Genomic DNA, 23,760 nt, shown 5'->3' with positions numbered 1-23,760 from the left:
ATCACCATCGGGCAGCCAGATAATCCCCCACACCAGGATCTGCTCCTGACTACCCCGATCATCACGATCGGGTTGTCGGTCGTCGCCCAAGGAGTCAGTACCGAACCGCTCGTCCCGACGACGCAGGGATCGGCACCGCTGAACCACCCGCATCTTCCCCTGAGTTCCGCAGCGGTCGCAGGAACAGCGACCGCCGCTTCGAACCGAGTGCCCCGAGGTCACAGCCGGCGAGGGACGGCTCAGGAACAAGACTCGGATAGCAGAAACGACCAGAAGCACCCGATCCGGTTGTGCACCGCCAGCCGAGCCGGTCTTGATCGAACGCTACGATCAAATCAGGTCCGGCTTCTCGCCACAGTCGCAGTCGTGATCGCTTCAGTCGTTCATGAACCAACCACGCACCTGCGCCTCGTGATCGACGTATCGCTCGCCCGATACATCGACGACGACCTTGTCGATCGTGCCGCCGGTAAACGTGAACGGCGACGTGTAGTCCGGCGTCACCGGAGACGCACTGTCACGCCCGACGCAGATGCCGTCGCCGACGAGGCAGAACACTCCGGGCTGAGTAACGATCTCCCCGGCGGCCACCTCCTGATCGTCGAGGAAGAGAGTCAAGGTCCCGGCGAAGCCCGGCATGGACGGATCCGAGTTCTTACCGTGCACGGCGAACTCCGCAGTACAGACGTGGGATCCGGGGATGATGTCGCAGTCTGCGACCAAATGCTGCAGGTGGGTGCCCAACCAGTTGAAGGCGTAGTGGAGTCGGCGGTCCTTGACATAGAGGCTATGCCCGCCGGCGACGCCGCCGTGGGCATAGATGACACCCTCGGCGTCGACTGTGTCCACGCGGACTCCGGCCGCGATCGTGTACGAGCGTCCGATGATCGAGACACCAGCAGACTCGGGAACATCCGCGGAATTCGGGTAATACTCGTAGTGGTCTCGAGTCTTGCCTGGATGCGGGCGATCCGCAAGGACCTGCTCTAGGGCACTGCGATCATCGAGCGGCAACCCCTGATAGAGGCCAGCGTAGTAGAACCACAGTTCCTTCAGCTTCTGCAGACGTTCGGGTTCGGCGGCCGCGAGATCGTGAACTTGCGCGCGATCATCGGCGAGGTCGAACAGCTCCCACGCGTCCTGGTCGAAGTGGCCCCACCCAGACAGCGGAGGATGCACGGAGCAAGCCAGCCACCCCTCGTGATAGATCGACCGTTGCCCCAGCATGGTGTAGAACTGCGTGTCCTTACCAGGAACCTCGGGGTCGGTCAGCGATGCCGCAAAGCTCTGCCCCTCGATCGGGCTCTGCGTATATCCCTTCAGCACCTCGGGCGGTTCGATTCCGATGAGCTCGTAGAGCGTCGGGACGACGTCGACAGCGTGGATGTACTGGGCCAGTGGCTCGCTGCGGGGTTCGAACTTTCGCGGCCACGCAAGCAGACACATGTCGGCGATGCCGCCCTCGTAGCCTGCCCACCGCTTCCAGTACGGGAATGGGGTGTCGAGTGCCCACGCCCACCCCGTGTTGTAGTGGTTGTACGAGGCCGGACCGCCCAACTCGTCGATGTGCGCCAGTGTGCCTTCGGTGGTGTCAGGGACCCCGTTGAAAAAGCGCCATTCGTTGAAAGATCCGTTCGGGCCGCCTTCCCCGCTGGCGCCGTTGTCGGAAATCACGATGACGATCGTGTTGTCGAGCTCCCCGGAGCCCTCCAGGAAGTCGATCACCCGACCGAGCTGATCGTCAGTGTAGGAAATGTAGCCGGCGAACACCTCCGCCATCCGTACGAACAGTCGCTGCTCCTCGGCGGTCAGGGAGTCCCACGGCCTGACCGTGTCGAGTAGCGGCCACGGCTGCCCGTCGGGCCCGGTGGTGGCGGGCTCCCCGTGCGGGTTGATCGGCGACAGCTCGGTATTCTCAGGGAGGAGCCCCAGGTCCTTCTGCCGCTGCAGGATCTCGGCACGAATGGCCTCATAGCCCTGATCGAAGGTGCCCTTGTACCGGTCCGCCCACTCGGTGAAGACGTGGTGCGGCGCGTGCCCCGCCTGCGGAGCGAGATACATGAAGAACGGTTTGTCGGGATCGATCGATTTGGCATCGCGAATGAACTCGATCGACTTGTCCGCCAAGTCCTTCGACAAGTGGTAGCCGTCCTCCGGCGTCCCCGGAGCGTCGATCGGATGGTTGTCGTACACCAGATCAGGAAACCAGCTGCTCGACTCCCCGCCGAGGAAACCGTAGAAACGTTCGAACCCCCGGCCGAGCGGCCACCGGGTCTTGACCGCCGACAGGTTCATTTCCTCACCCGGGGTCAGATGCCATTTCCCGACGCAGTAGGTGTTCCACCCGCGTTCGGCCAGCACTTCGGAGATAAACCCGTTCTCGAAGGGAATGTGAGTGGAGATTCCCGGGAACCCTGAACTCAGTTCCGCAACTGTGGCCATGCCGTTGGTGGTGGCATTGCGACCGGTCAAGAGGGAGGCTCGCGTGGGAGAACATAACGCTGTGGTGTGGAAGTTCGAGTAGCGCGCACCCATCTCCCCGATCCGGCGCATGGTCGGCGTTTCAACCGGACCGCCGAAAACATCCATGGTGCCGTACCCCACGTCGTCCCACGCGATAAGCAGAATGTTCGGCGCACCTTCGGGCGCTCGATCCGGCAGATACGGATCCCAATCCGGAACGGAGTCACGAATATCGACCGAAATCTTCCCCTTGTGCGCTCTCACCATGGCTTCGCTCCTGATCTCGGGCCGCTCCCCGCACCCACCCGCGAGGAGTCCTCACGTCTCCTCAGCGTGCCGTACCCACTCTCGGCGTGCGGTACCCATCGAGACCTCGCCTTGTGGTCGGCCGAGTCGGCAACTGCGTCGATCTGGAACGCCAGTCCGGCCCCTGCCCGGCCCCAGACGATAGATCGCTGAGGGCGACAGCGGACCGGAGCCCCCACCCGGTGTCTGCATTCACGCGCACTCTGCCACGTTCGATGAACTCGCCTGTCCCCTCCTGCATCGTCTTCCGGACGCGCTGGCCAGCAATTTCTCCCCTCGAGCGGGTCACTCAGGGGCGGGAAGTACTGCGTGATCAATCTTGGCCAAGCGTTGAGAATGGTCCATGAGATTTCGAAGACGGGAGCGTTTTCGCGGGTCATCCACGAATCGAGCCGAAAATTCGTCGTCGTCGACACCGCCCCGACCGGGCACACGCTGTTGCTGCTCGACGCCACCGGCTCCTATCACCGGGAAATCGCCCGTCAAATGGGCGAGAACACGAACTTCACCACCCCGTTGATGCGACTGCAGGACCCGGGCGCCACGAAGGTCCTGCTCGTGACTCTCGCCGAAACCACGCCCGTCCTCGAAGCCGCTGGCTTGCAAGCTGATCTGCAACGCGCCGGAATTCAGCCATGGGGGTGGGTGGTCAACAACTCCCTAGCAGCAGCCGAACCGACGTCGCCGCTCCTGCAGGGGCGCGCAGCCGGAGAAATTACCGAGATCGACACCATCACACGCCAATATAGTCAGCGAACGGCGATCGTCCCGATGCTCGCCGAGGAACCCATCGGCACAAGCGCATTGGCGGCATTGAGCAAGACCTAGCGCAGCTGCCGGAAACATCAAGTTTCGTATGAGGACATCGTCGGGTTTGTGCACCTTCGCGATCTGCTTCTCGCTGACGAGCACACAGTGGGCAGGGTTGCCGATGTGTGTCGGCCCGTTCTGCACTTGCCGGGCTGTAAACCTGCGTTGGCGGCCCTGACGGAGATGCGCCGAGAGAATCTTCAGATCGCTATTGTCGTCGACGAGCCGTGCCTTTCGGTGGGTGGGGGTGGTGCATTCTCGATGTCCGGCTGCGAAACCGGTCTCGGGAACCTGGATTTGGTCATGTGAGGCGCCCCCGGTCATGTGTCGTCGGGGTTGAGCACAAGGAAGGCGGCAGCGGCGACGGCACCGGCGACGAACTGGGCCACGAAATACACCCACAACGTCGACCAGGCGAACATCCCCATCACCGCCGCACCGAAGGCAACCGCCGGGTTGAACGCACCACCGGAGATGTCGCCGACCGCGAAAGCCCCTGCCATCACTGTGAATCCGATTGCCAGGCCGTAAAACGAATTGTCCGGGTGACTCTTGCTGGTGGCGACGTTGAGCATCACGAAGCACAGGGCGAACGTGAACAACAGCTCGACCACGAACGCTGCCACCAGGGTGCGACCGGCCAGCGTGAGGGTCGCCACGGTCTCGGACCGCGCCGGATCCACTATCGCGCGTACCAACGCCGCGGCAAGCAACCCGGCAACGAGCTGAGCGATCGCGTATCCGGCCGCGTCACGCCACCCGATCCGGCGGCGCACCAGCACGGCGAGGGTCACCGCCGGGTTGAAGTGTCCACCGGAGACGTGGCCGCCGGCGTAGATCATCACCATCAGGCTCGCCCCGATCGCCAGCGGCGCGAACGGACTGCCGCTGCCTGCGGCACCCCCAACGGTGAACACCAGAAAGAATGTCCCGATCGCCTCGACGGCATACTTCACGCTCGGCCGTGGCGCGGTGACCACTTCGGCGGCTTCTTCGCCGGCTACCACATGACTGGGGTCTTCGGATTTGACCATGTCAAGACTCCTCGAATTGCCCTTGTACTTCCAGGATCGTCTTTCCCTGCGAGCTGCGTCGTCGACGCTGCCCTCCATGAGCGCTTCCCGCCGGCCTCACTCCGCGGAGGTACCCAGTAGCTGCAATTCGCCCCCCTATGCGACCGGCGGGGTTCGATGACGTAAACGCCCCGTGCGAGCACGGATTCACTCTGCAAGTCCCCTCAGAAGGACTAGGCTTTTACCGAGAACTCTCCAAGAATGTGTCGATACGTTCACTCGGGGCCGTGTGCCACGCGGCTGACTTCTGCATCGTTGCACGAGATCGGGAGATCGAATATGGGATTGACCACGATCGGCGGTCTACCCGCGCACCCACTTCTTGTTCACCTCGTCGTTGTCCTCGTACCTATCTCGGCATTACTGCTCGTTCTCGCGGTGTGTTTACCCGCTGCGAGAATTCGATTGGGATTGGTTCCAGCAGCGATCGCGTTGATCACGCTCATCGCGGTGCCGATCACCACCGATGCCGGTGAATGGCTCGAGAAACAAATACCCGAAAATCCTTTGGTCCAGGTACATGCCGATTTGGGTGATCAGATGCTGTTTTGGTCTATCGGGGTGTTCGTCCTCGCCGCTGTATGGTGGGTCCTTCATTCGACACGATTAACCCGGTGGCGAGCAGATCGCCCCGATGCATCGACCTCGCCGAAACTCTGGCGGATTGTCGTCATCACAATCGCCGTTGTGTCCGTTCTCGTCGCTGCCGGCTCGATTGTGCAGGTATACCGGATAGGCGAGAGCGGAGCGAAAGCCGTGTGGAACGACCAACTCGGATAAGACCAGCCGAGAACAAACAACGAAAGAGCTCTGCCCGTGACAACCTCGGCATCACACACGTCAACGAACCGCGGAGGGTCGCAGTCCGATCCGCTCGCACCACGCCCTTCCGAAGGTGCAGTCTTCAGTAACTCGTGGCCCGTCCGTACCGGAGACATCCACCCGGACCGAAGCCTGCGACTCGACGCAGTAGCCCGCTACCTGCAAGATTTGGGTTTCGACAACCTCGAAGCCAATGGCGCAGCACAGACCCACCCACTGTGGGTAGTACGTCGAACGCTCATCGACGTCATCAGACCGATCACCTGGCCCGCCACCGTGCAATTGCACAGATGGTGTTCCGCCCTCTCGAGTCGCTGGTGCACCATGCGAGTGCGCATCGAATCAGACGGCGGCGGTTTGATCGAAACGGAAGGATTCTGGATCAACATCAACCCCCGGAACGGAATGCCCTCTCGAATCAGCGAGGACTTCATGGCACCGCTCGCCACGACAACCGACGAGCATCGCCTCACGTGGCGACGATGGATCACCGACATAACTCCGAACACTGCGGGCACCGAATTCTGTTTGCGGCCCAGTGATATCGATCCATTCGATCACGTCAACAACGCCGCGTACTGGCAGCCCGCCGAAGCGTCGCTGAGAACGCATCCGACCCTACCGGCGGCGCCGTACCGAGCTGTTCTCGAATACACGAAACCGATCACCATCGACGAGACCGTCGAGATCCGGACCACCCACTGCTCAGAAACGAGCACCGTGTGGTTCGTGTGCGGCAACGAAACCCGTGCCACAGCACAGTTCACGAAACCCGCCCGATCATGACAGATTCGCCTCGATCACCGAGCCCGTCAGGAGGGGCCGACAACGACGGCCAAAACCGTCGACCGACTCACGACGAACCACACACCGGCCGTATGTCCTCACGGCTGAACTGGCTACGTGCAGGCGTGCTCGGAGCCAACGACGGCATCGTCTCCGTCGCCGGCCTCGTCGTCGGTGTCGCTGCCCTCTCACCCGACCGCGGACCGATCCTGACCGCGGGCGTTGCAGGTCTCGTCGCCGGAGCTGTCTCGATGGCACTCGGCGAATACGTATCCGTGAGCACGCAACGCGACACCGAACGCGCCCTGTTGAACAAGGAACGCCTCGAACTCGAGCAGACACCCGGTGCAGAACTCGACGAATTGACCTCCATGTACCAGGCCAGAGGATTGAGCGAAGGAACCGCCCACAAAGTCGCAGAGGAGTTGACCGCACACGACGCATTCTCCGCACACGCCGACATCGAACTCGGTATCGACCCAGACGCGTTGACCAACCCGATCTCGGCAGCACTCTCATCAGCAATATCGTTCACCGTCGGAGCGATGCTTCCCCTCATCGCGATCCTCGCCCCACCGACTGGGGCTCGAATCCCTGTCACATTTGTCGCGGTCCTGCTCGCGTTGGCACTGACCGGCGCGGTGAGCGCCAACCTGGGCGGCGCTGACCGTCGACGTGCGGTAGTTCGAGTGGTCCTGGGCGGCGCCATCGCAATGATCATCACCTATGCCGTGGGACAACTCCTCGGAGTCGCGGGGATCTGACAGGGAGGGTGCGACTGGTCCGGGATGGCGCATCTGCGCAGTCCATGGCGAAGATGCATTTCGTCCCGGCGAGCGAGCTGGTGTTCGAGCGGACGCGCCGGGCCGATCAATGTGCTTCTTTCTGTGTCACATCGGCATGTTCATCGGTGGCATCATGCCCATGTGATGAAGACACATCATCATCATGTGCAACATTCCCATCGGGTTCATTCCCATTGATCTCACCTCCTCGTGCGATCGAGATCCGACCCGAAGTTCAGGACGGGTTGCAGTTGGTGCGAGTTGCCGACTGGGCGGCGTCACGGCACATTCAGTTGGTGTAGTCCAGACGTGTCATCATCCCAGATTCTTGGTGATATCCGTTGTGGCAGTGCAACATCCAGCTTCCCGGATTGTCCGCAACAAGATCGACGGAAACGGAGTCCATCGGCTTGACGATGGCAGTGTCTTTTCGCGGCCCCGGGGTGCCGTCGGCTTTGACGATTTGGAAAGTGTGTCCGTGAAGGTGCATGGGATGCCACATCATGGTCATGTTCGTAAAGGTAAGGCGGGCGCGTTGTCCCTGCTCGATCATCAGGGGCCGAGTGTCGTCGTAGCTTCGTCCGTTGATGGTCCAGTTGTAGCTCATCATGTCTCCGCCGAGATCAGCCGAGAGTGCCACCGCCGAACCAGCGAACGGTAGTTGGACGCTGTCAGCGGCGGTGAAAGCGCCCGCGACCCCTATCCGCCCATCCAACTCGCGAGGCCGAAACGCCGAATCCGGCGCAGACCCCGCGCCAGTGCGCAGCAGCGCCTGCGCCTGCCCGCTCTTGCCTTCCGCCAGAGCGGTCAGTGCGAAGACCCCGTCTTTGGCGTTGACGATCACGTCGTAGCGTTCGCCCATGCCGAGCAGAAGCCCTTCGACCTCGGCCGGGACGATCGGGTATCCGTCGGTGTCGGTGACAGTCATGGTGTGATCGGTCAACGCGATCCGGAAGGCAGTATCCGCGCCGGCGTTGATGATCCTGATCCGTATCCGTTGACCGGCAGCGGCGGTGAATGTTGTCGGCGCGGCCGGAATTCGGCCGTTGATCAGGTAGTACGGATAGCTGATATCGCCGGAGTCGCCGCCCAGAAGTGCGCTGGAACCAGGGGACGCCGGTGCCGTACTGCTGCCGGTGGGCCCACCGCCCATCCCGCCCATGCCCGGCATGTTTCCCATTCCGGATCCTCCCATCGATCCCATCCCACCGCTGTGCAGGTCGGAGAAGATCTGTTGCGGTCTGGTTCCGATACCATCGGTCCAGTCGTCGAGGACGACGATCCATTCGGTGTCGTAGTCCCCTTTCTCGGTCGGATCGTCGACGATAACCGGGAGATACAGCCCGTAGTCGGTGTCGAGTCCGACATGCGGATGCGCCCAATACGTTCCCGAATGAGGCGCCGAGAATCGGTAGGTGAAGCTCTGATCCGAGCTGATATTCGGGCTGGCCGGCGCGGCGCCGTCCATGTCGTTGCGCAGCGCAATGCCGTGCCAGTGCACCGAGGTGTCGTGGTCGAGCCCGTTGGTCACGGTGACCGCGAGATCATCGCCGACATCGGCGCGGATCACCTCGCCGGGAAGGGTGTCTCCGTAGGCGAGGGTGCGCACTCGAATCCCACCGAGATCGATGTCGGCGGGCTGTGGGTTCAGCGCGTACTCCACCGTGCGTCCGGTGTGCGGCCTGTCCGCTTCCGCGGCGGCTATCGCATCGTTGTCGACGGACGGTGCGCGTGGGGTATCCGAGGTGGCGCATCCGGTCAGCGCGACGGCACCCACTCCTGCCGCTGCGGCCAGGAAGCTGCGTCTGCTGATATGAAATCCGTTGCCGTAGAAGCTAGTCACGAAGATCGTACTCCCCTCTCACCGCGAGCGAAACGCTCCTCTAACATCTACCGCGCGCCGTCTTCAGTCGGTTACCGGCCGGTAGGTGAGACTGCCGAAACAAGCCAAGCCCATCCCGTACCCAATTCCGTCGTTCCACCACATCATCACCATTTACTCACCTCCGTCACCTACTCTCCTCCGTCACCGAGCATGAGCGGTGAACCCGGCGGGATCGGTATGAGTTCTGTGAAGTTTCAGGTACTGAGCCTCCAGCTTTGCTCGTCCGGGAGATATTTGATGAGGCAGTTCGAGCAGGTCTTGCTCGATGAAAGCGAACCTCGATCAACGGACAGCCGAGAAGTCCTACGACATGCCAGATACCAAGCTGAACGACGAGATGACCGAACCCCTCGGCCATAAGGTCGCCTTCGCCGAGTCCGCCTTCGATGCTCCAGAGCGGGAATTCGTCGACCAGATACTCGTACCGACTGATCATGTCCGCACTGGTGATGCGTTGCCCTGCCACTTCGTAGGCGCCATGGGTGTGGAACTCGCTGGCGGCAGGATCTAGGGCAATGGCGACACTACCCATACCGGAGGTGTAGCCGGCAAGGTGATCGCATGTACGAGCGGGGTCAGCGCTTCTTCCGGCCATGCCTCCCCCGGCGCGAATCCTCCTTCGTCGCCGAGGCCGGTGGCAGATTGCGTTGCTCGAGTGAGCTTCTCAGTGCCGCATAGATTTCCGTTCCCGCCCGCGCTGCTTCGGCCAGAGACGGCACCCCGACCGGGGCGATCATGAAACCCCTGAAAGTCAGCAGTGACCGGTACTCGACGTCAACTGATTCGCCGCCGACTCGCACGCCGGACAGGCGATCGGCGGTACCGCGGACCTGAACGCTCGGAACCTGGCCGCCTTCCCAACTCGTACACCCGGGTCTAACGGCCCTAGCTCGGGTCACGACTTCGAGAGCAGCCTGGACACAGCGGGGGTACGAGCGCCTTGCCGGAGGAAGGAGTGAGCGCATGACGGCAGTGACCGGAAGCACCGATACCTCAGCAGAATCAGCCCCCACCTCACCACTGCTCGAACGGGTCCGGCAGGGAGTCATCGGTGAGGGCGAAATCTTGGACGGACCCTACGGTCGGCGACGGATCACCTATGCCGACTACACCGCCTCGGGACGGTCACTGGATTTCCTCGAAGACTTCATCCGCCAACAAGTGCTCCCACGCTACGCCAACACTCACACCGAAAGCTCCGGCACCGGACTGCAGACCTCACTGCTGCGGCAGGACGCACGCCAACTCATCCACGACGCCGTCGGCGGCACAGAGAACGACCTGGTGATCTTCTGCGGGTCCGGCGCGACAGCGGCGGTGAACAAGCTGGTCGGAATCCTCGAACTCCGTGTCCCGTCCGGGCTCGCCGCACGCTACGGCTGGGACGAACAGATCGCAGACTCACAACGACCCGTGGTGCTCGTCGGCCCCTACGAGCACCATTCCAACGAGTTACCGTGGCGCGAGTCGATCGCCGACCTGGTAGTGATCGACGAAGACGCTGACGGTCACATCGATGTGGAGCAACTCGAGCAACGACTGATCGAGTACTCGGACCGGCCACTGCGCATCGGTAGCTTCTCGGCCGCCTCCAACGTGACCGGCGTCTTGTCGGACACCGACCGCATCGCCACCCTGCTCCACGAGCACGGCGCATTGTCCTTCTGGGACTATGCCGCTGCCGGACCCTACGTCCCGATCCGGATGCGGGCGAGCGCTCCCGGACGCGGTGACTACAAGGATGCGATCTTCCTCTCGCCGCACAAGTTCATCGGCGGACCCCAAACCCCCGGGGTCCTGGCGATCCGCCGCGAGCTGGTCCGCAACACCGTACCCACCGTGCCGGGTGGGGGCACGGTGGCGTTCGTGGATCCGACCGGCCACCGCTACCTCGATGATCCCGTGGCCCGGGAAGAGGGAGGCACCCCCGCGATCATCGAGTCGATCCGCGCCGGCCTGGTCTTCGCACTCAAAGATGCCGTGGGGACCGACCTCATAGAACAACGAGAACGACATCTGTGGTGCCATGCCTTGGACCGCTGGCACCACCACCCGAATATCGAGATTCTCGGCCACCCGGATGCTCAACGGCTGTCCATCGTGTCCTTCCGTCTCAGATCAGGCGCAGATCGCTACCTGCACCACAACTACGTCGTGGCCCTGCTCAACGATTTGTTCGGGGTCCAGGCCCGCGGTGGCTGTTCCTGTGCCGGTCCCTACGGGCATCGGCTCCTGGGTATCGACCCGCAACATTCGCGTGCCTTCCGAGACGAGATCGCGTTGGGTTGCGAAGGAATCAAGCCCGGCTGGACCCGCATCAACTTCAACTACTTCATTTCCGACGCTGTGCGGGACTACCTGATCGAGGCCGTGGAATTGCTGGCCCGATACGGCCACCGTCTCCTCACTGACTACACCTTCAGTCCGGATACCGGCCTGTGGCACCACCGTGGAGAAACCCGCCAGCCCCCCTTACGCCTGACCGACCTCTACTACGACACCGCGGGCACCCTGCACTACCCGACCGAACGCGAGACCCTCGACGAGGCCGCGCTGGCCGGCCACCTGTTCGAGGCCCGCGCGCTACTCGAGGCCCGTCCCGAGAACGTCCCCGACGGCCCTACCCGCCTCCCCACACACTTCGAAGCGCTGCGCTGGTTCCCCCTTCCCCCGCAATGCGTGACCTCCAGTCACGAGAACCCCGGCGCCGCCGGAACCCCGCGTTGACCAACACCAGGCCACTACAACAAACAGCTGGAGGCACAGCATGGGCTACGGCAAGGACGTTCAACAGGAACTTCGCGCACCCGCCCGCGCGTTGCGCCACGCGATCCCGCAGGTCTACGAGAGCTTCGGACAGCTCTACGCGGCGTCCCTCGCTCCCGGAGCGCTCGATGCCAAGACCAAAGAACTGATCGGATTGGCGATCGCGGTGAGCACGCAATGTGATGGCTGCATTGCCACGCATGCGCGCGGCGCTGCTGAGCAGGGCAGCACACCACAGGAAGCGGCCGAGGCAATCGGTGTCGCGATCATGATGGCCGGTGGGCCGGCCACCGTGTACGGGCCCCGCGCTTTCGCCGCGTTCAACGAATTCCACGCCGAACGGGCCTCCAACGACGAAAACGACCCAGCCGCACCGTAGCGGTCGATGCCGTGGAACGCGTTCCTGCGATCTCCTACCCCACGAGAGGACCAGATGGCCGAATACCGTAAGTCGACTGCCGAACATCTGGGCGCCGACGTCACCGCCGAGGCGGGCGCTGTGCCTAGCGGGGATGCATCGGTACTCGATACTGTCGCCGGCCGCGGGCCGGCGTTGGCGGTGCTAGCCCATCCCGATGACGAAAGCTTCGGGTTGGGCGCCGTACTCGCCGCGCTAACCACAGCGGGGGCCGACGTGCGGGTGGTGTGCCTGACCTACGGTGAGGCGAGCACCCTCGGTGCCGTCGCAGACCTTGCGACCGTGCGCCGTGCCGAGCTGACCGCCGCCGCCGAACGCCTGGGCATCAGCGCCATCGTGCTCCACGCCTTTCCCGACGGCCATCTGGGCGAGATCGCCCCTGCCGCCGTCGACGAAGTCGTGCAAAACGACCTTGGTGATGCGGCAACGCTCGTCGTGTTCGAACCGGGCGGTGTCACCGGCCACCCCGATCACCAGGCCGCAACCGCCGCAGCACATCGCGTCGCCGACCGTTATCAGTTAGCGGTGCTCGAATGGGGCGTCGCCCCCACCGTCGCCGCGCAACTCAACGCCGAGTACGGCACAACCTTCGTTGCGCTCGACGGCGACGGGACCGCCGACATTGCCGTCGACCGCGCCGTACAGCGGGCCGCAATCAACTGTCACGAAAGCCAAGCCCGCGACAACCCGGTCCTCGCCCGTCGACTTGAACTCCAAGGCACCGTAGAACGGATCCGCCTACACCCTCCCCCGCGTTCGACACACACGATGCCGTGAGGGACAACCGCGCGCAGACACCCGCCCGGTGACGCGCACAGACGGGCGAGCGTCCTGCGGTGAAGAGCGCAGTTCGGTGTTTCTACGATGCTCTCGATAACGAGTTGATCGCCTGTTCTGCCTGAATATAGCGTCTGGGCGGTATCGGTGACCTTTGCTCCGATCCATGGTTTCGTACCTACGACGTGCCGGAATTCGGCGAACAGTCATCACCCTGATGTAGGCAGCCAAATCCGGGCCCCGGTGCAGGAGAGCGGGTCGCGAAATACAACCGGTGGGTGGAAATCGCCGCAAGTTCCACTGCACCCCTGTATACGGGCTTGTTCGGCAATCACTCAAGCGGTAATAGCAGGGGCCGCCGCAGCGCTACCCATCTCGGCCGCAGTGTGCTCTGCACGTGAACTCCACCGATGATGTCCGAGATCGGGGAGGTTGACGACCACCAGATTGTTGTCGATGGGATCGTTGTTCTTCCCGAGACCATCGACCACCGTCCGATACCCGGCACCTTCGAGCAGCGCTTGGTGGCGCTGATGGAAATGCCCGTGCCACAACCGCGCCGGGCGCACCTGATCGACGACGCAGCGGAGTCGATCCCGATTTGCCTGCGAGGCAGCCACTTCCGAAGGCGGGAACCCGTAACGCTCACGCGGCCTGCCCGGCACGACGACCCCAGCAGGACAGTCATGACAGAACATCACATCCGCTATGCCCCCGGCGACCGCCGTTTCCGCTTCCTCGACGGTGATCACCTCCTGCGGCCACCACGACGTTCCCTCGACCCGCAGGATCCGATCGATCGAATATGCGCCGCCTAGCGCCAAACACTGCGTCGACCCCCACGACCACCTCCATCCACGGGGAAGGTGGACGATCCGCTCGCGCAGGTACCGCAAACCGCTATCAGCGAGCGGGTACGCCAGGAGACGGTCGAAATCTTCGTGATTACCATCGACGAACCCGAGAACGAGACCACACCGGCGCGGGGCATCTTCGAGGGCATCGAGATACATGTCGGTGAAGCGGTAACCGAAGTCCCCGAGATGAATGAGCACAGTCGCGTTACGTCTGGCCGCGTGCTCGATCGCGGCGACACCATATCGAGTGTCAGCGTGCCAGTCTCCGGCAAGAGCGATCCGAGGATGAACCCGGTTTGGCTGAAGGTCACTTCCCCGCACGAGTTCGAAGTCTTGCCAAACACTTCAGACGGTTAGTTTACCGCGGTAAACGTTCCGATCAAGAAGTTGAACTGGAATCGGCAGGCCAATCCTGCAGCGCCGAGCATCGAGTCGTCGTCGAAAGTTTCTGGGTGACAACGAAATCCGATACTGGGTGGGTGCAGGCGCCAGCGAGAGCACGAGTGCGCGCGAGTGCAACGGAGGCACCTCGGGTGCTGATGACACCAGACATGAGGTCCAATACCAGTCCGACATCCACCGGATAGGTGCGTCCACAGGGTGTCAGTTTCAGAAGACGACTGCATTTTTCAGAAGACGACTGCGCGCTCGGTAGAGTCACCACCCCTCGAGCGTGTGTATCGCCGGTCAATGACCACTCGCCCCATCTCGCTTCATGAGGGCCGAGGACGTGACATGTTCTCCGCCCCGACTCTTCGCTCGCGGGCACAATGCCGCATCGATCATTAGTTGAGGTGTCGGTCGAGGGCGTCCTCCCACGCATCGATGTCGTGGGCGGAGAACAGTGGATCTTCGGTCCCGGGTTCTCGCCCGAACCGCTCGGTGAAATCGCGGCGTAACTTCTGCATGCTCTCGTGCATGTCGCGGGCGGCAGGGTGTCCCGCCGACAGCGACAATGTGCGGTCCGCGGATCGATCTGCTGGTGCACGAACTGCGGATCGCCGACACCGCTGACCTGGTCAAACGGATCGCCCGCAAACTCCTCGTCCTCGACCGGGAGATCAAGGACACCGACCAGGTCATCACCGCCCGGTTCCGGAACCACCCCTGGTCGAAGATCATCGAATCGCTGCCCGGCATGGGGCCATCGCTCGGCGCCGAATTCGTCGTCGCGACCGGCGGCGATCTGACATCCTTCGCTTCCGCCGGCCGATTGGCGTCCTACGCCGGTCTGGTGCCGGTACCTCACGATTCCGGAAGAATCAGCAGCAACCTGCACCGGCCCAAACGCTACAACCGCCGCCTGCGCAGAGTCTTCTTCATGAGCGCGATGTGCAGTCTGCGTGTCAAAGAAGGGCCCTCACGAAGGTTCTACGACCGCAAACGCGGTGAACGGCTCGTTCACACCCAAGCTCTCCTCGCACTCGCCCGACGCCTCGTCGATGTCCTCTGGGCACTGCTGCGAGACGGCCGCGAATTCACCCTCCACGCACCCTCACCCACCCTCACCGCAGCTTGACACCATCATTGAGAGTCCTAGCGAAGCCACCGTGTCCATCAATCGTTCGGTTCTAAGGCATTGATCGGTGAGACAAGTCCACGAATCGAGGTTGCCTCTCGTGGGAGTTGGTCGCGGTGGATACTTGGAACCGGTCGATGCTGAGGCACCGAAAGCTGAGACAGTCCTGGAATCGGCGTTGTCCTCCACGCCTAGGAGACGGAGGACACCGTTGGTCAGGGCCCGTTGTGGGCAGCGGCTTCAGGTGATCGCCATCAGAAATTGTGGGTCAGTGTTTCGGGAGTCGTGTCCGCCAGAGAATCAGACCAATCACGAGCGCGATGGCTCCGCCAACACCGGTAATCACCCACCACAGCGACTTGCCGGCGTCGTCGATACCGACGCTCATCTGCGGATCGGGTGTTCGTGGCATTCCATAGACGGATACGGCGGGTTCGCTCGTTGGACGATTGGGTTGTTCCCGAGCAACTGTTCACCGACCACGGTGCACCCTGAGTTTCGCTTGTGGAGGTGAAAACGATGTATTCGGTGCCGATCTCGAAGCTGCGCCCGCAGGAAGCACTCAGCAAGTGCGACGATACGACCGCCTTCGCACCGACGTCGCCTTCGAACACCTCACGGACGTCGAACTCGTAGAACCCGACTTAGCCCTCAATGCGTTTCGCCGTCACGGTTCCGGTGAAGGCCGAAGCTGCATACGAAATCTGCTCGGCGATCTGAGGTCCGTCAGCCTCGTAGACGCAAGAGCATGCGTGGGCGGGGGCGGAGGTAGACAGCGGCATCGCTCCCGCGAGTCCCACGACCACGAGCACCGATAGCAGCCACCGCATAACTCCCCTATTTCATCGATCGATTCTTGTGAGACAGTCCACGAATCGCCGTTGCCCGCCGCCCCTTGAGGGCTGCGGGCAACGGCGTCAATTTGGCCAAAATGTCGGTACGGCCGTAACCCTTCGCTACCGAGTCCGAAGAGCTGGTCAAGGGATTCGGTTATGGGTGGGTCACAGTCTTCGATTGGTGCAGTTGACAGAGGTCTAACCGGTTCAGCTCTTCCAAACACCGTCGAAGAGCATGATCCCGTCGATGCTTTGCTTGAGTCCGTGGACGTTCGTGTTCCAGACGTCGAACGTGGGGACGTTGCCCCAGACGAGCCACGGCACAGTTTCGGTGGCGCGTTCCTGGATCTTGGCGAGAGCGGTCTTTTTGTCGTCGTCGTTGGTGGCGACACCGAGCTGATCGAGCAGGGTATCCATTCCGGCATCTGCGTAGCCGGTGGCGTTGTTGCGGCCGCCGGTCTTGAGGCCAGTGTAGAGACGCTCGAATGGATCGGCTTCGGAAAGGCTGAATGCACCGGTGCTGATATCGAAGTTGTGGTCGATGTATACCCGCTTGGTGATGTCGCCTGCGCCGGTGACGTATTCGATCTCCGTGTCGAATCCGACTGCGTTGAGCATTGCCTGCACGCCGAGAGCGGTTGCCTGTGCGGTCGGCTCCTGAACGGCCAGGTAGGTGATCTTGCCGTCGTAGCCGTCTGCCTTGGCCTGATCGAGCAGTTCCTTGGCCTTGGCCGCATCGACACCGGTCGGAGCGACGTCGTTGTGCCAGCGGGAGGTGTCCTGGAAGATCACCTGTCCGGGTAGGCCCTTGCCGTTGTTGACGCGGGTGTTGAGGGTTTCGGGGTCGATCGCTAATGCCATTGCCTGGCGCACACGAAGATCCGAGCCGGGGCGACCTTCGGCCATGTTGACGTTCGCGATGTAGCCGAGCGACGGGATGTCGATGAAGCCAGGGTTGCCGTTCTCGATCAGATCGAGGATCGGGGTGAGCGTGCGCATGTACGCCGCGTCGATGCCACCGGTCTTGAGAGCCTCGGCAGTGGGCTGAGCGCCGACGATGCTGATCAGCTTGAGCTTGTCGACGTTCGGTGCGCCGCCGAAGTAATCGGGACGGGCAGCCAGAACCAGTTCCTCGTTGGGAGCGAACTTCTCAAGCGTGAAGGCGCCGGCGCCGATCGGGGTGAACTGGTCACCCTTCTGCGCGGTCGGGGCGACGATCATGCCCGGACCCGTCGCGAGCATCGACTGAATGCCGGTCCACGGATCAACGAGGTTGAAGACAACCGTCGACGCGTCCGGTGTATCGATCGAGGCAACCTTGGCTGCCCAGAGGCTGGACTGCGGGCCCTTGTTGGTGACGTAACGGGTGATGCTGTCGACAACTGCCTTGGAATCGAGAACTGTTCCGTCGCTGAATGTCACACCGTCACGAAGCTTCAACGTCCAGGTCTTGCTGTCGCTGCTCGGCTCGAGCGACTTCGCCAACTGCGGCACGAACTTCTGCTCGATGGGGTCGTAGCGCATCAGTACGTCGTAGATCGCGCCGAGTTCACTGCCGCCCGCAGCTCCGGCGACTTGGGACTTGGCGGGGTCGAGCGTCGTGACAGAGGAGTAGCCGCTGAAAGTCAGCGTGCCGCCCTTGGCGGGTGCGCCAGGCTCGGCCTGTTCGTTGACCATACCGATCTCAAGGGTCGAACCCGACTCGGCGGATTCGCCGCTGGCGTTCGACCCGTTGTCGGCGCATGACGCCAGGAACATGCTTGCCGTGATCGCCAAGGTAACCGCAGCTAGCCTGCGGCTACTCCGTTGTGGATTGTTAATCATTGAAAACCTCCATGTGGAAAGAGAAAAGAGAAAGGTGCGATCTCCAGGGACGTCGGCGCGGTCACCACAAGCCCGAGGTCAACAAGTTGTGCTGGTCAGTCACGCGAGGTTGGACCTGCATGGCGATGAATGACCTCAGCTCCCGTCCCACTTCGGCATCCGCGGTCGTGTTGCCTCCGAACCTTCGGGGCGGTATGCCGTCCCAAACATGTAGCTCCGCTCCGATGTACGAGAACGAAGGGTCCGGTGTACTAGGACCGCATTGGCGTTCCCGGGTACCGGACTGAACCCAGGTGGGACTGGATTTGGGAGAGGTCCGCGAACAGCCGCGAGAGTAGCGCTGCGCCATCGACTTTCCTCGCCGTCCGCCTGGCGCGGTAGCGAAGCTGGCTATGTGCGCGATGTACGACAACGGTCGTACGCGCTGAATTATGCTGTGCTGCAACACCTTCACTGGAGCAGGCAGGGAAGGATCGTGCAGCGATCTCAGATCAAGTTTCGGGTCAGGTAGGCAAGACGTGTCTGGTTCGCAGTCTGCGAAACAGCGGCGTGGGGTACGAGGCTGTTGAAACCGTGGAATCCGCCCGGCCATACGTGCAGCTCGACTGGCACGCCTGCGTGGGACAGTCGGGACGCGTAGTCGACCGCCTCGTCCAGAAAGATCTCGCTGCCGCCGACGTCGATATAGGCAGGCGGCAGACCGGAAAGATCGTCCGCCCGCGCCGGGGCGGCGTATAAGGAGACCTCCGGGCCGCCTGCGGCGTCTCCCAACAACGCAGTCCAGCCTGTCTCGATCCCCATCCTGAAGTTGGTGCTCTCGACATCGGGCATGCAACTCGAAGGCGTCAGCATCCGGTCGTCGAGCATGGGGCAACCAAGCATCTGGTACCTCAGTGCCGGACCTTTTCGATCGCGTGCGAGTAGTGCCACCCCGGCGGCGAGGCCGCCCCCGGCACTGCTCCCGAACACCACGATCCGGTCAGGATCGACTCGGAGCTCGTCGGCATTCTGTGCTATCCATTCCAGACCTGCGTAGCAGTCCTCGATCGGGGCAGGATGGGGGTGCTCAGGGGCCAGTCGGTATTCCACGGACACGGCAACGATGCCGAGGGTTTCGACCCACTCCGCCAGAGCGATCGCCCCCAGGTATCGATCTCCTGCAACCATTGCGCCACCATGTGTGTGGTAAACGGCGGGCCACGGTCCTGCGCCGCGAGCGGGTGACATGATCAACACAGTGATGTCGGGAGCGCCTGCAGGGCCGGGAATCAGCCTCTCCTCGACGATGACTGCTCCGTCGCGTGTGAGTTGGTTCGGGCTCGGTCGATGGTTGGTAAATCTGCGCATCTCTGCGATGTCCATCGGTTCGATTCCGGCTCCGGGGAGACTGGCTCGCCCAACTTCGAGTTCGGGGTCGTAGGGCGGTCGGATCGATGTCACTGCGGTACTTCTCACGCTTGTTGCTCGTTCCTCGGGAAGCGTCGATGTGGTCGTCACAATCGTCTGTGTTCGGCATCTGGAAGTCGACATCCAACTGTCGGCAATCTCTGCCGTCTGGCCGACATTTGGCGAATATTTATCCCGCCGTAGCGATTTCATCCCACATCAGTGCGATCCAAGGCTGTGATCCGGCTCCTCCATCGGGCTGTGAACAAAATGGAGTGCTTGCAGCGCGATACTTGCGCGGAGTACTCCGCCCGAGGATCCCAAGTCCCATCCGACCTTCTGCTCAGTTCGCGCGATACGGGTGGCGATCGTGCTGTGATGCATGTGCAACAACACCGCAGCCTGTCGCAGAGAACCGGTTTTACACAGGGCAGCCAGAGCGGCAAGATCTTGTCTGCCGTGTTCTGTGGTGGCGAATTCGGCGAGCGCTGCGACGTCTGCGTTTGCTAGCAGTCGCTGCGACGGGATGTCTGCCAAAAGCGCGAGGGCACCGAGATCGTCGTGGTCGATGACAGCGGACTCGGTGCGAGCAACGCTGAACTTGAGCGCGAGCCTTCCTTGCATCCAGGACTGCGGTGCCTGGTGCGGCAGAACGGCGCTCCCCACTCCGGCAACTATGCCTGACACCGCTCCCATACCTGCTTTCCAGCCAAGAGGTGACACATGCAGATTGCCGCGAAGATTCGAGGGGATGGCAGAAATGTTCGACCGGGGCTGCAAAACGACTGCCGCGACTGTTCCGATCGTGGCAACCCGCACCAATTTGGCTGCCGGCAGCCCGCAGCCGACCAGTGTTTTTGCTGCTTCCCCGGGATTTTGCTGATCCACCGTGGATACTGCAACCATCCGCAGCGGTCGTGACGGGTCGAGTCCGAGCAGACTGATCGCGCGAGCTCGGTCTTCCGGGGAAGGTGACTTGGAGATCAAGAGTTCGATCAATGCCGGATCCGCCAAGTCTGTCGGTGCTAACCGGTTGGGGGGTGTGAGGAGGATTCGAGCGGCCATTGCACACCGTTCGAGAACGAGCCCGTCCAAAGGATGGGGCGGTCCCGAGCGCTCAAGCCACACTGAATGTCCGTCGAACCAGCTGGCAGTGAGTGAGGACGTTGCGTGAACTCCTTCGAGCTGTCGACCTTCGGAAGTGAAACGAATTACGGAATGATCGGGACGGTGGATTCCTGCAGTGCACTGAGCCAGCGCAGCAGTGGCCCGTGTCAGTGCTCCTGCCGGCACTCGCGCTTCGATGAGGGTATCGAATGCAGCGATGATGCGTACAGCTGCTTCCGCGCTCGTATCCAACCCTGACAGCTGCGTGATCAGTTCAAGCATGCCTCCCACACTAGAGGGCGTCCCAAGTTACATGCCAGGCCAAAACAAGAATGTATTTCAGTGGCACGCGGACTATGTCGCTCATCTCGGCCGCTCACCACATGACGTGCAGGTGCTGCGCGAATGGCACCATCACTACCTCAAATGTGTTCGATCACTACGCCAGATTCGCGGTGAGTAACCGCATTCTCCGCAGTGACGCAGCGACCAGCAAAATCACGAAGCATTCGGTATCAGCCGATCACCGTTTGCCGGCACCCACCTCGTAACCCCGTGCCAAATAAGTCCTTGAAAAACCTGCCAAATAATTCCGGGAATCACATTGCAAAATCGGCCGATTCGTTGACCGGATACGACCGTTTCCGGCCCGGTCTCTTCGGCACTGGGTGAAAGCGTCATCACTGAAGCTGTTCCGAACCTGCCGCGAATTTGGGCTTCCATCGTTCATGCGCGGTTCGGCGGGTCAGCCCACGGCCTCACCGATATCAGCCCACGCAGATCCGGGCCGTCCCACTGACCTTCGCCGGAGAATGGATGCGATATTTCTTCGCCGGGAAATGCCCGTCCACGACCTCGAATCGACGGAAAACTACTCCTTGCTATTTCACTACAATTGTCGCTCGCGCGCTCCGAGGGCTGCTGAATGAGGAACAGGTCGCCACTGCTGCCGATCTGAGGGGTTTCCTACAGATCAGGACCGTCGAGTGATCTTCGGTCTGGCAGGTGTGGCGACCTGGTGCTCGTCGCGCTGTCGAGGTTAGTTGGGGGTCTGACAGACTCAGTCCGAGCGACAGCCCCACGATGACCGGCAGGCTCGGGTGGGTCTTGCGGGCAGCCCCCGGCCGGGCCGACGCTCATCCGGATTGGTGCTCGATTCCATGGCCCGGGTCGGGAGGCTCGTCGTGAGACCTGACGAGGGTGGTGATGTATTGCATGATCGGACCGATCTGCAAGTGTGTCTGCGGCTGCAGCTCACCCGGTTCGGGCGGCACGTACGGGTCCGGAGTACCCGGCCGGATAGGTGGTTCGAGCATGAGCGACCTGAGGAATGCACCGGCCCCGGCCGCGACCGGGTGCAGGACCCAGCCATGGGGGAAGTCGACCTGATGCTCCTCACGCGGATCCCACTCCAGGTTGTAGAGGATCGGCACGTTCGTCGGGGCCCAAGTGGAGTAGAAGTCGTCCTGCTGGAACAGGTGAACCTTCCACTGATGCCACTTCGCCGCCTGCAGGCGGTTGCCCTGCAGGCACAGGACCATGTCGCGGCCCGAGTCCTCGTTAGCGCCCAGCAGGAACCCAGACATGTCCACACCGTCGATCTGCCGGTCCCCCGGGACCGTGCCACCCCCGGCCGTCACCAAGGTGGTGAAGAAGTCGACCTCGTGGACCAGTTCGTTGCTGACCCGGCCAGCCGGCACCTTCCCGGGCCAACGCACCAGGCACGGTGTCCGATTGGAGCCCTCCAGGGAGGTAAACAATCCACCCCGCCAAGGTCCGGAGAATCCGTTCCACTGGCCGCCGACCGGATCCGGATCGCTCGCCGGAAGATGGTAAGTGGTGTCGGCGCCGTTGTCCGACGCCCAGACGACGATGGTGTTCTCGGCGACGCCGAGCTCCTCGAGTTTGTCGAGGATCGTGCCGGTGAAAGCATCTATCTGGGTGAGAATATCTGCCCAGTTCCCTCGCTTCGTCGTGCCTGCGAACTGCCGATCCGGGGTCGGCGGTACGTGAACTTGCGTGTAGGGCAGATAGACATAGAAGGGCTGGTCCGCCTCCGCGGAGCAGGCCATGAAGTCGCAGGCCCAGGCGGTGATCTTCCGATCGAATCCGGCCCGGAACTCCACGTCGTAAGTCGCGATCGTCTCGGGCTTCTCGCCCTTGCTTCGTGCATAGATCGGCTGTGGTTCCAGCGGGATCTGTGTCGCCCCCGAATAGGGGGCAGCGGTCACCGCGCCGTCCGGAAAGTACGACTGCATGGTCCACAGAACCTCATCAGCGGTGCGCGGACACCACACTGCCTCGTCGAACCCGAAGTCGACCGGACTGCGCTGATCGGGATCACTGCCCAGATGCCACTTGCCCCACATCCCGGTGGCGTACCCAACATCCGAGAGTGCCTGCGCGATCGTAGTCTCCCAACGAGTCATCCCATCCGGTCCGCCGGTGAGAGGAACCGTCTGGGTGCCCGACCGGATCGCATGCCGCCCAGTCAGCAACGCCGAACGGCTCGGCGTGCACTGCGCCTCGACGTTGAAGTTCAACAGCTTGAGGCCTTCCCCGGCCAGGGCATCGATCCGCGGAGTAGGCGCACCACGCAGCACCCCGCCGCCGTAGCACCCCAGCTCTCCCCACCCGAAGTTGTCCCAGAAAAAGAACACGATGTTCGGCTGCTCGCTCATGCCTCACCCCGCCTGCGGTTGTAACACTTCTAGGTCCGGTCCGAGCACCCGCCCTGCACCGGGAACGACCACACCCGAGCAATCGGGACCTGCCGGGCGGTCAGAAGGCTGACACCTAAACGGTAATCCGTCGGACAGAGCCGTGTCAGCGATTCGTAGATCGATTGCGAATCGTTTTCACTTTGTCTGAGGTGTTTACAGCCAGAGCTTTTCGAGCGCTCTGATCCGATCGGCGGGTGGTACGAAACGGCGGTGTCGTTTCAGAAGGTACTTCTGCGGCACGAGTTGGACCGCGTCTTTGCCGGCTGGGTGGATCAGCCTTGTTTTCGGTGACTGCGTTGTCATGCGCGTGGCAGAACGCCTCGATTGCCGTGCGTTGTTCGCCAGTGTGCGCACTGACGCTGACCCCGATCCACAGTTGTTTCGCTGGCGGAATCAGAGCGTAAGCCGCTTCCCCTGTCGCGTCGTCGATGTACTAAATAGTTCTCGATTCCTTCGAGGAAGGATTCAAGACGTTCAACAATTTCCGGGCCGAAGGGCACTGGCTTGTCCGGCGAGAATGACGGGGATTGTGCTGAGTTCCGCGGTTAGGCCAATCATCGTCTCGATCGCTTCGGCGTTCAGGTAGATCGGGAGTCCGGAGGTTGGTTCGGTGAGGT

Annotated in this window: 18 protein-coding genes and 3 pseudogenes; 9 read left to right on the top strand and 12 right to left on the bottom strand. The window is 62.2% G+C overall.

The annotated features are described in order from the left end of the window. Positions 1–375 precede the first annotated feature (375 nt). The gene (locus R4P64_RS30315; RefSeq protein ID WP_317823898.1) at positions 376–2,730 is read right to left on the bottom strand and encodes an arylsulfatase; all 2,355 of its coding nucleotides are present in this window, start codon (positions 2,728–2,730) and stop codon (positions 376–378) included. A gap of 399 nt (positions 2,731–3,129) precedes the next feature. Between R4P64_RS30315 and R4P64_RS30310 the strand changes: the two are divergent. Together R4P64_RS30310 and R4P64_RS30305 are read left to right on the top strand one after the other, a co-directional pair. Further along, positions 3,130–3,597 (top strand): annotated as a pseudogene (locus tag R4P64_RS30310) (ArsA-related P-loop ATPase); the annotation flags it as partial. A gap of 24 nt (positions 3,598–3,621) precedes the next feature. Next, positions 3,622–3,804: pseudogene (locus R4P64_RS30305) on the top strand (hypothetical protein); the annotation flags it as partial. Between the two features lie 95 nt (positions 3,805–3,899). Here the strand turns inward: R4P64_RS30305 and R4P64_RS30300 are convergent. Beyond that, positions 3,900–4,613, bottom strand: a complete 714-nt coding sequence (locus R4P64_RS30300) for an MIP/aquaporin family protein (protein WP_317823895.1) — start codon at positions 4,611–4,613, stop codon at positions 3,900–3,902. Positions 4,614–4,931: 318 nt separating this feature from the next. On the opposite strand from R4P64_RS30300, the gene R4P64_RS30295 reads away from it, so the two are divergent. The 3 genes from R4P64_RS30295 (at position 4,932) to R4P64_RS30285 (ending at position 7,024) form a co-directional block, all read left to right on the top strand. Next, positions 4,932–5,432: a DUF2231 domain-containing protein gene (locus tag R4P64_RS30295; RefSeq protein ID WP_317823894.1), complete on the top strand. Its 501-nt coding sequence runs from the start codon at positions 4,932–4,934 to the stop codon at positions 5,430–5,432. A 36-nt stretch (positions 5,433–5,468) separates the two neighbouring features. Next, the gene (locus R4P64_RS30290) at positions 5,469–6,260 is read left to right on the top strand and encodes an acyl-[acyl-carrier-protein] thioesterase (protein WP_317823892.1); all 792 of its coding nucleotides are present in this window, start codon (positions 5,469–5,471) and stop codon (positions 6,258–6,260) included. 92 nt (positions 6,261–6,352) lie between these two features. Further along, entirely contained in the window at positions 6,353–7,024 is a 672-nt protein-coding gene (locus R4P64_RS30285; RefSeq protein WP_317823891.1) for a VIT family protein, read from the top strand. A gap of 310 nt (positions 7,025–7,334) precedes the next feature. On the opposite strand, the gene R4P64_RS30280 is transcribed toward R4P64_RS30285, so the two are convergent. The 3 genes from R4P64_RS30280 to R4P64_RS34110 form a co-directional block, all read right to left on the bottom strand. After that, positions 7,335–8,888, bottom strand: a complete 1,554-nt coding sequence (locus R4P64_RS30280; protein WP_411742731.1) for a multicopper oxidase family protein — start codon at positions 8,886–8,888, stop codon at positions 7,335–7,337. A gap of 166 nt (positions 8,889–9,054) precedes the next feature. Continuing rightward, a complete protein-coding gene (locus tag R4P64_RS34115; protein ID WP_411742735.1) occupies positions 9,055–9,462 on the bottom strand; it encodes a hypothetical protein in 408 nt (135 codons plus the stop codon). A 43-nt stretch (positions 9,463–9,505) separates the two neighbouring features. Beyond that, positions 9,506–9,895 (bottom strand): hypothetical protein, encoded by a 390-nt coding sequence (locus R4P64_RS34110; protein ID WP_411742730.1) that lies wholly within the window; start codon positions 9,893–9,895, stop codon positions 9,506–9,508. Between R4P64_RS34110 and R4P64_RS30270 the strand changes: the two genes are divergently transcribed. The 3 genes from R4P64_RS30270 to R4P64_RS30260 are packed head-to-tail and all read left to right on the top strand — an operon-like array spanning position 9,894 to position 12,891. After that, positions 9,894–11,657 (top strand): aminotransferase class V-fold PLP-dependent enzyme, encoded by a 1,764-nt coding sequence (locus R4P64_RS30270; protein ID WP_317823889.1) that lies wholly within the window; start codon positions 9,894–9,896, stop codon positions 11,655–11,657. The genes R4P64_RS34110 and R4P64_RS30270 overlap by 2 nt on opposite strands. Before the next feature lie 40 nt (positions 11,658–11,697). Next, positions 11,698–12,075, top strand: a complete 378-nt coding sequence (locus R4P64_RS30265; protein ID WP_317823888.1) for a carboxymuconolactone decarboxylase family protein — start codon at positions 11,698–11,700, stop codon at positions 12,073–12,075. Positions 12,076–12,129: 54 nt separating this feature from the next. Further along, entirely contained in the window at positions 12,130–12,891 is a 762-nt protein-coding gene (locus tag R4P64_RS30260) for a PIG-L deacetylase family protein (RefSeq protein WP_317823887.1), read from the top strand. Positions 12,892–13,226: 335 nt separating this feature from the next. On the opposite strand, the gene R4P64_RS30255 is transcribed toward R4P64_RS30260, so the two are convergent. Together R4P64_RS30255 and R4P64_RS30250 are read right to left on the bottom strand one after the other, a co-directional pair. Beyond that, positions 13,227–14,069 carry a metallophosphatase gene (locus R4P64_RS30255; RefSeq protein WP_317823885.1) on the bottom strand — a complete coding sequence of 281 codons (843 nt, stop codon included), beginning with the start codon at positions 14,067–14,069 and terminating at the stop codon, positions 13,227–13,229. Between the two features lie 464 nt (positions 14,070–14,533). After that, complete coding sequence (locus R4P64_RS30250; RefSeq protein WP_317823884.1) at positions 14,534–14,656, bottom strand: hypothetical protein; 123 nt, start codon at positions 14,654–14,656, stop codon at positions 14,534–14,536. A gap of 92 nt (positions 14,657–14,748) precedes the next feature. Here R4P64_RS30250 and R4P64_RS30245 point away from each other — a divergent pair. Continuing rightward, positions 14,749–15,267 (top strand): annotated as a pseudogene (locus tag R4P64_RS30245) (transposase); the annotation flags it as partial. Positions 15,268–15,535: 268 nt separating this feature from the next. Here R4P64_RS30245 and R4P64_RS30240 read toward each other — a convergent pair. The 5 genes from R4P64_RS30240 to R4P64_RS30220 form a co-directional block, all read right to left on the bottom strand. Beyond that, positions 15,536–15,679, bottom strand: a complete 144-nt coding sequence (locus tag R4P64_RS30240) for a hypothetical protein (RefSeq protein ID WP_317823883.1) — start codon at positions 15,677–15,679, stop codon at positions 15,536–15,538. A gap of 631 nt (positions 15,680–16,310) precedes the next feature. Beyond that, positions 16,311–17,927: an ABC transporter substrate-binding protein gene (locus tag R4P64_RS30235; protein ID WP_317823882.1), complete on the bottom strand. Its 1,617-nt coding sequence runs from the start codon at positions 17,925–17,927 to the stop codon at positions 16,311–16,313. 486 nt (positions 17,928–18,413) lie between these two features. Further along, on the bottom strand, positions 18,414–19,382 hold the full coding sequence (locus R4P64_RS30230; protein ID WP_317823881.1) for an alpha/beta hydrolase: 969 nt from the start codon (positions 19,380–19,382) through the stop codon (positions 18,414–18,416). A gap of 150 nt (positions 19,383–19,532) precedes the next feature. After that, positions 19,533–20,702, bottom strand: a complete 1,170-nt coding sequence (locus tag R4P64_RS30225; RefSeq protein ID WP_317823880.1) for a helix-turn-helix domain-containing protein — start codon at positions 20,700–20,702, stop codon at positions 19,533–19,535. Positions 20,703–21,556: 854 nt separating this feature from the next. Beyond that, on the bottom strand, positions 21,557–23,101 hold the full coding sequence (locus R4P64_RS30220; protein ID WP_317823879.1) for a sulfatase-like hydrolase/transferase: 1,545 nt from the start codon (positions 23,099–23,101) through the stop codon (positions 21,557–21,559). Positions 23,102–23,760: the final 659 nt, after the last annotated feature.

Source organism: Rhodococcus sp. IEGM 1366, assembly GCF_033142425.1.
Taxonomy (GTDB): domain Bacteria; phylum Actinomycetota; class Actinomycetes; order Mycobacteriales; family Mycobacteriaceae; genus Rhodococcus_F; species Rhodococcus_F globerula.
This window is presented reverse-complemented; position numbering and strand designations above follow the sequence as displayed.

What these genes read in the sequence shown, in the direction of transcription:
- R4P64_RS30315 (WP_317823898.1), bottom strand. Translation starts at nt 2,730, where the DNA reads ATGGTGAGAGCGCACAAGGGGAAGATTTCGGTCGATATTCGTGACTCC.
- R4P64_RS30300 (WP_317823895.1), bottom strand. Translation starts at nt 4,613, where the DNA reads ATGGTCAAATCCGAAGACCCCAGTCATGTGGTAGCCGGCGAAGAAGCC.
- R4P64_RS30295 (WP_317823894.1), top strand. Translation starts at nt 4,932, where the DNA reads ATGGGATTGACCACGATCGGCGGTCTACCCGCGCACCCACTTCTTGTT.
- R4P64_RS30285 (WP_317823891.1), top strand. Translation starts at nt 6,353, where the DNA reads ATGTCCTCACGGCTGAACTGGCTACGTGCAGGCGTGCTCGGAGCCAAC.
- R4P64_RS34115 (WP_411742735.1), bottom strand. Translation starts at nt 9,462, where the DNA reads ATGGGTAGTGTCGCCATTGCCCTAGATCCTGCCGCCAGCGAGTTCCAC.
- R4P64_RS30270 (WP_317823889.1), top strand. Translation starts at nt 9,894, where the DNA reads ATGACGGCAGTGACCGGAAGCACCGATACCTCAGCAGAATCAGCCCCC.
- R4P64_RS34110 (WP_411742730.1), bottom strand. Translation starts at nt 9,895, where the DNA reads ATGCGCTCACTCCTTCCTCCGGCAAGGCGCTCGTACCCCCGCTGTGTC.
- R4P64_RS30265 (WP_317823888.1), top strand. Translation starts at nt 11,698, where the DNA reads ATGGGCTACGGCAAGGACGTTCAACAGGAACTTCGCGCACCCGCCCGC.
- R4P64_RS30260 (WP_317823887.1), top strand. Translation starts at nt 12,130, where the DNA reads ATGGCCGAATACCGTAAGTCGACTGCCGAACATCTGGGCGCCGACGTC.
- R4P64_RS30250 (WP_317823884.1), bottom strand. Translation starts at nt 14,656, where the DNA reads ATGCAGAAGTTACGCCGCGATTTCACCGAGCGGTTCGGGCGAGAACCC.
- R4P64_RS30240 (WP_317823883.1), bottom strand. Translation starts at nt 15,679, where the DNA reads ATGCCACGAACACCCGATCCGCAGATGAGCGTCGGTATCGACGACGCC.
- R4P64_RS30235 (WP_317823882.1), bottom strand. Translation starts at nt 17,927, where the DNA reads ATGATTAACAATCCACAACGGAGTAGCCGCAGGCTAGCTGCGGTTACC.
- R4P64_RS30225 (WP_317823880.1), bottom strand. Translation starts at nt 20,702, where the DNA reads ATGCTTGAACTGATCACGCAGCTGTCAGGGTTGGATACGAGCGCGGAA.
- R4P64_RS30220 (WP_317823879.1), bottom strand. Translation starts at nt 23,101, where the DNA reads ATGAGCGAGCAGCCGAACATCGTGTTCTTTTTCTGGGACAACTTCGGG.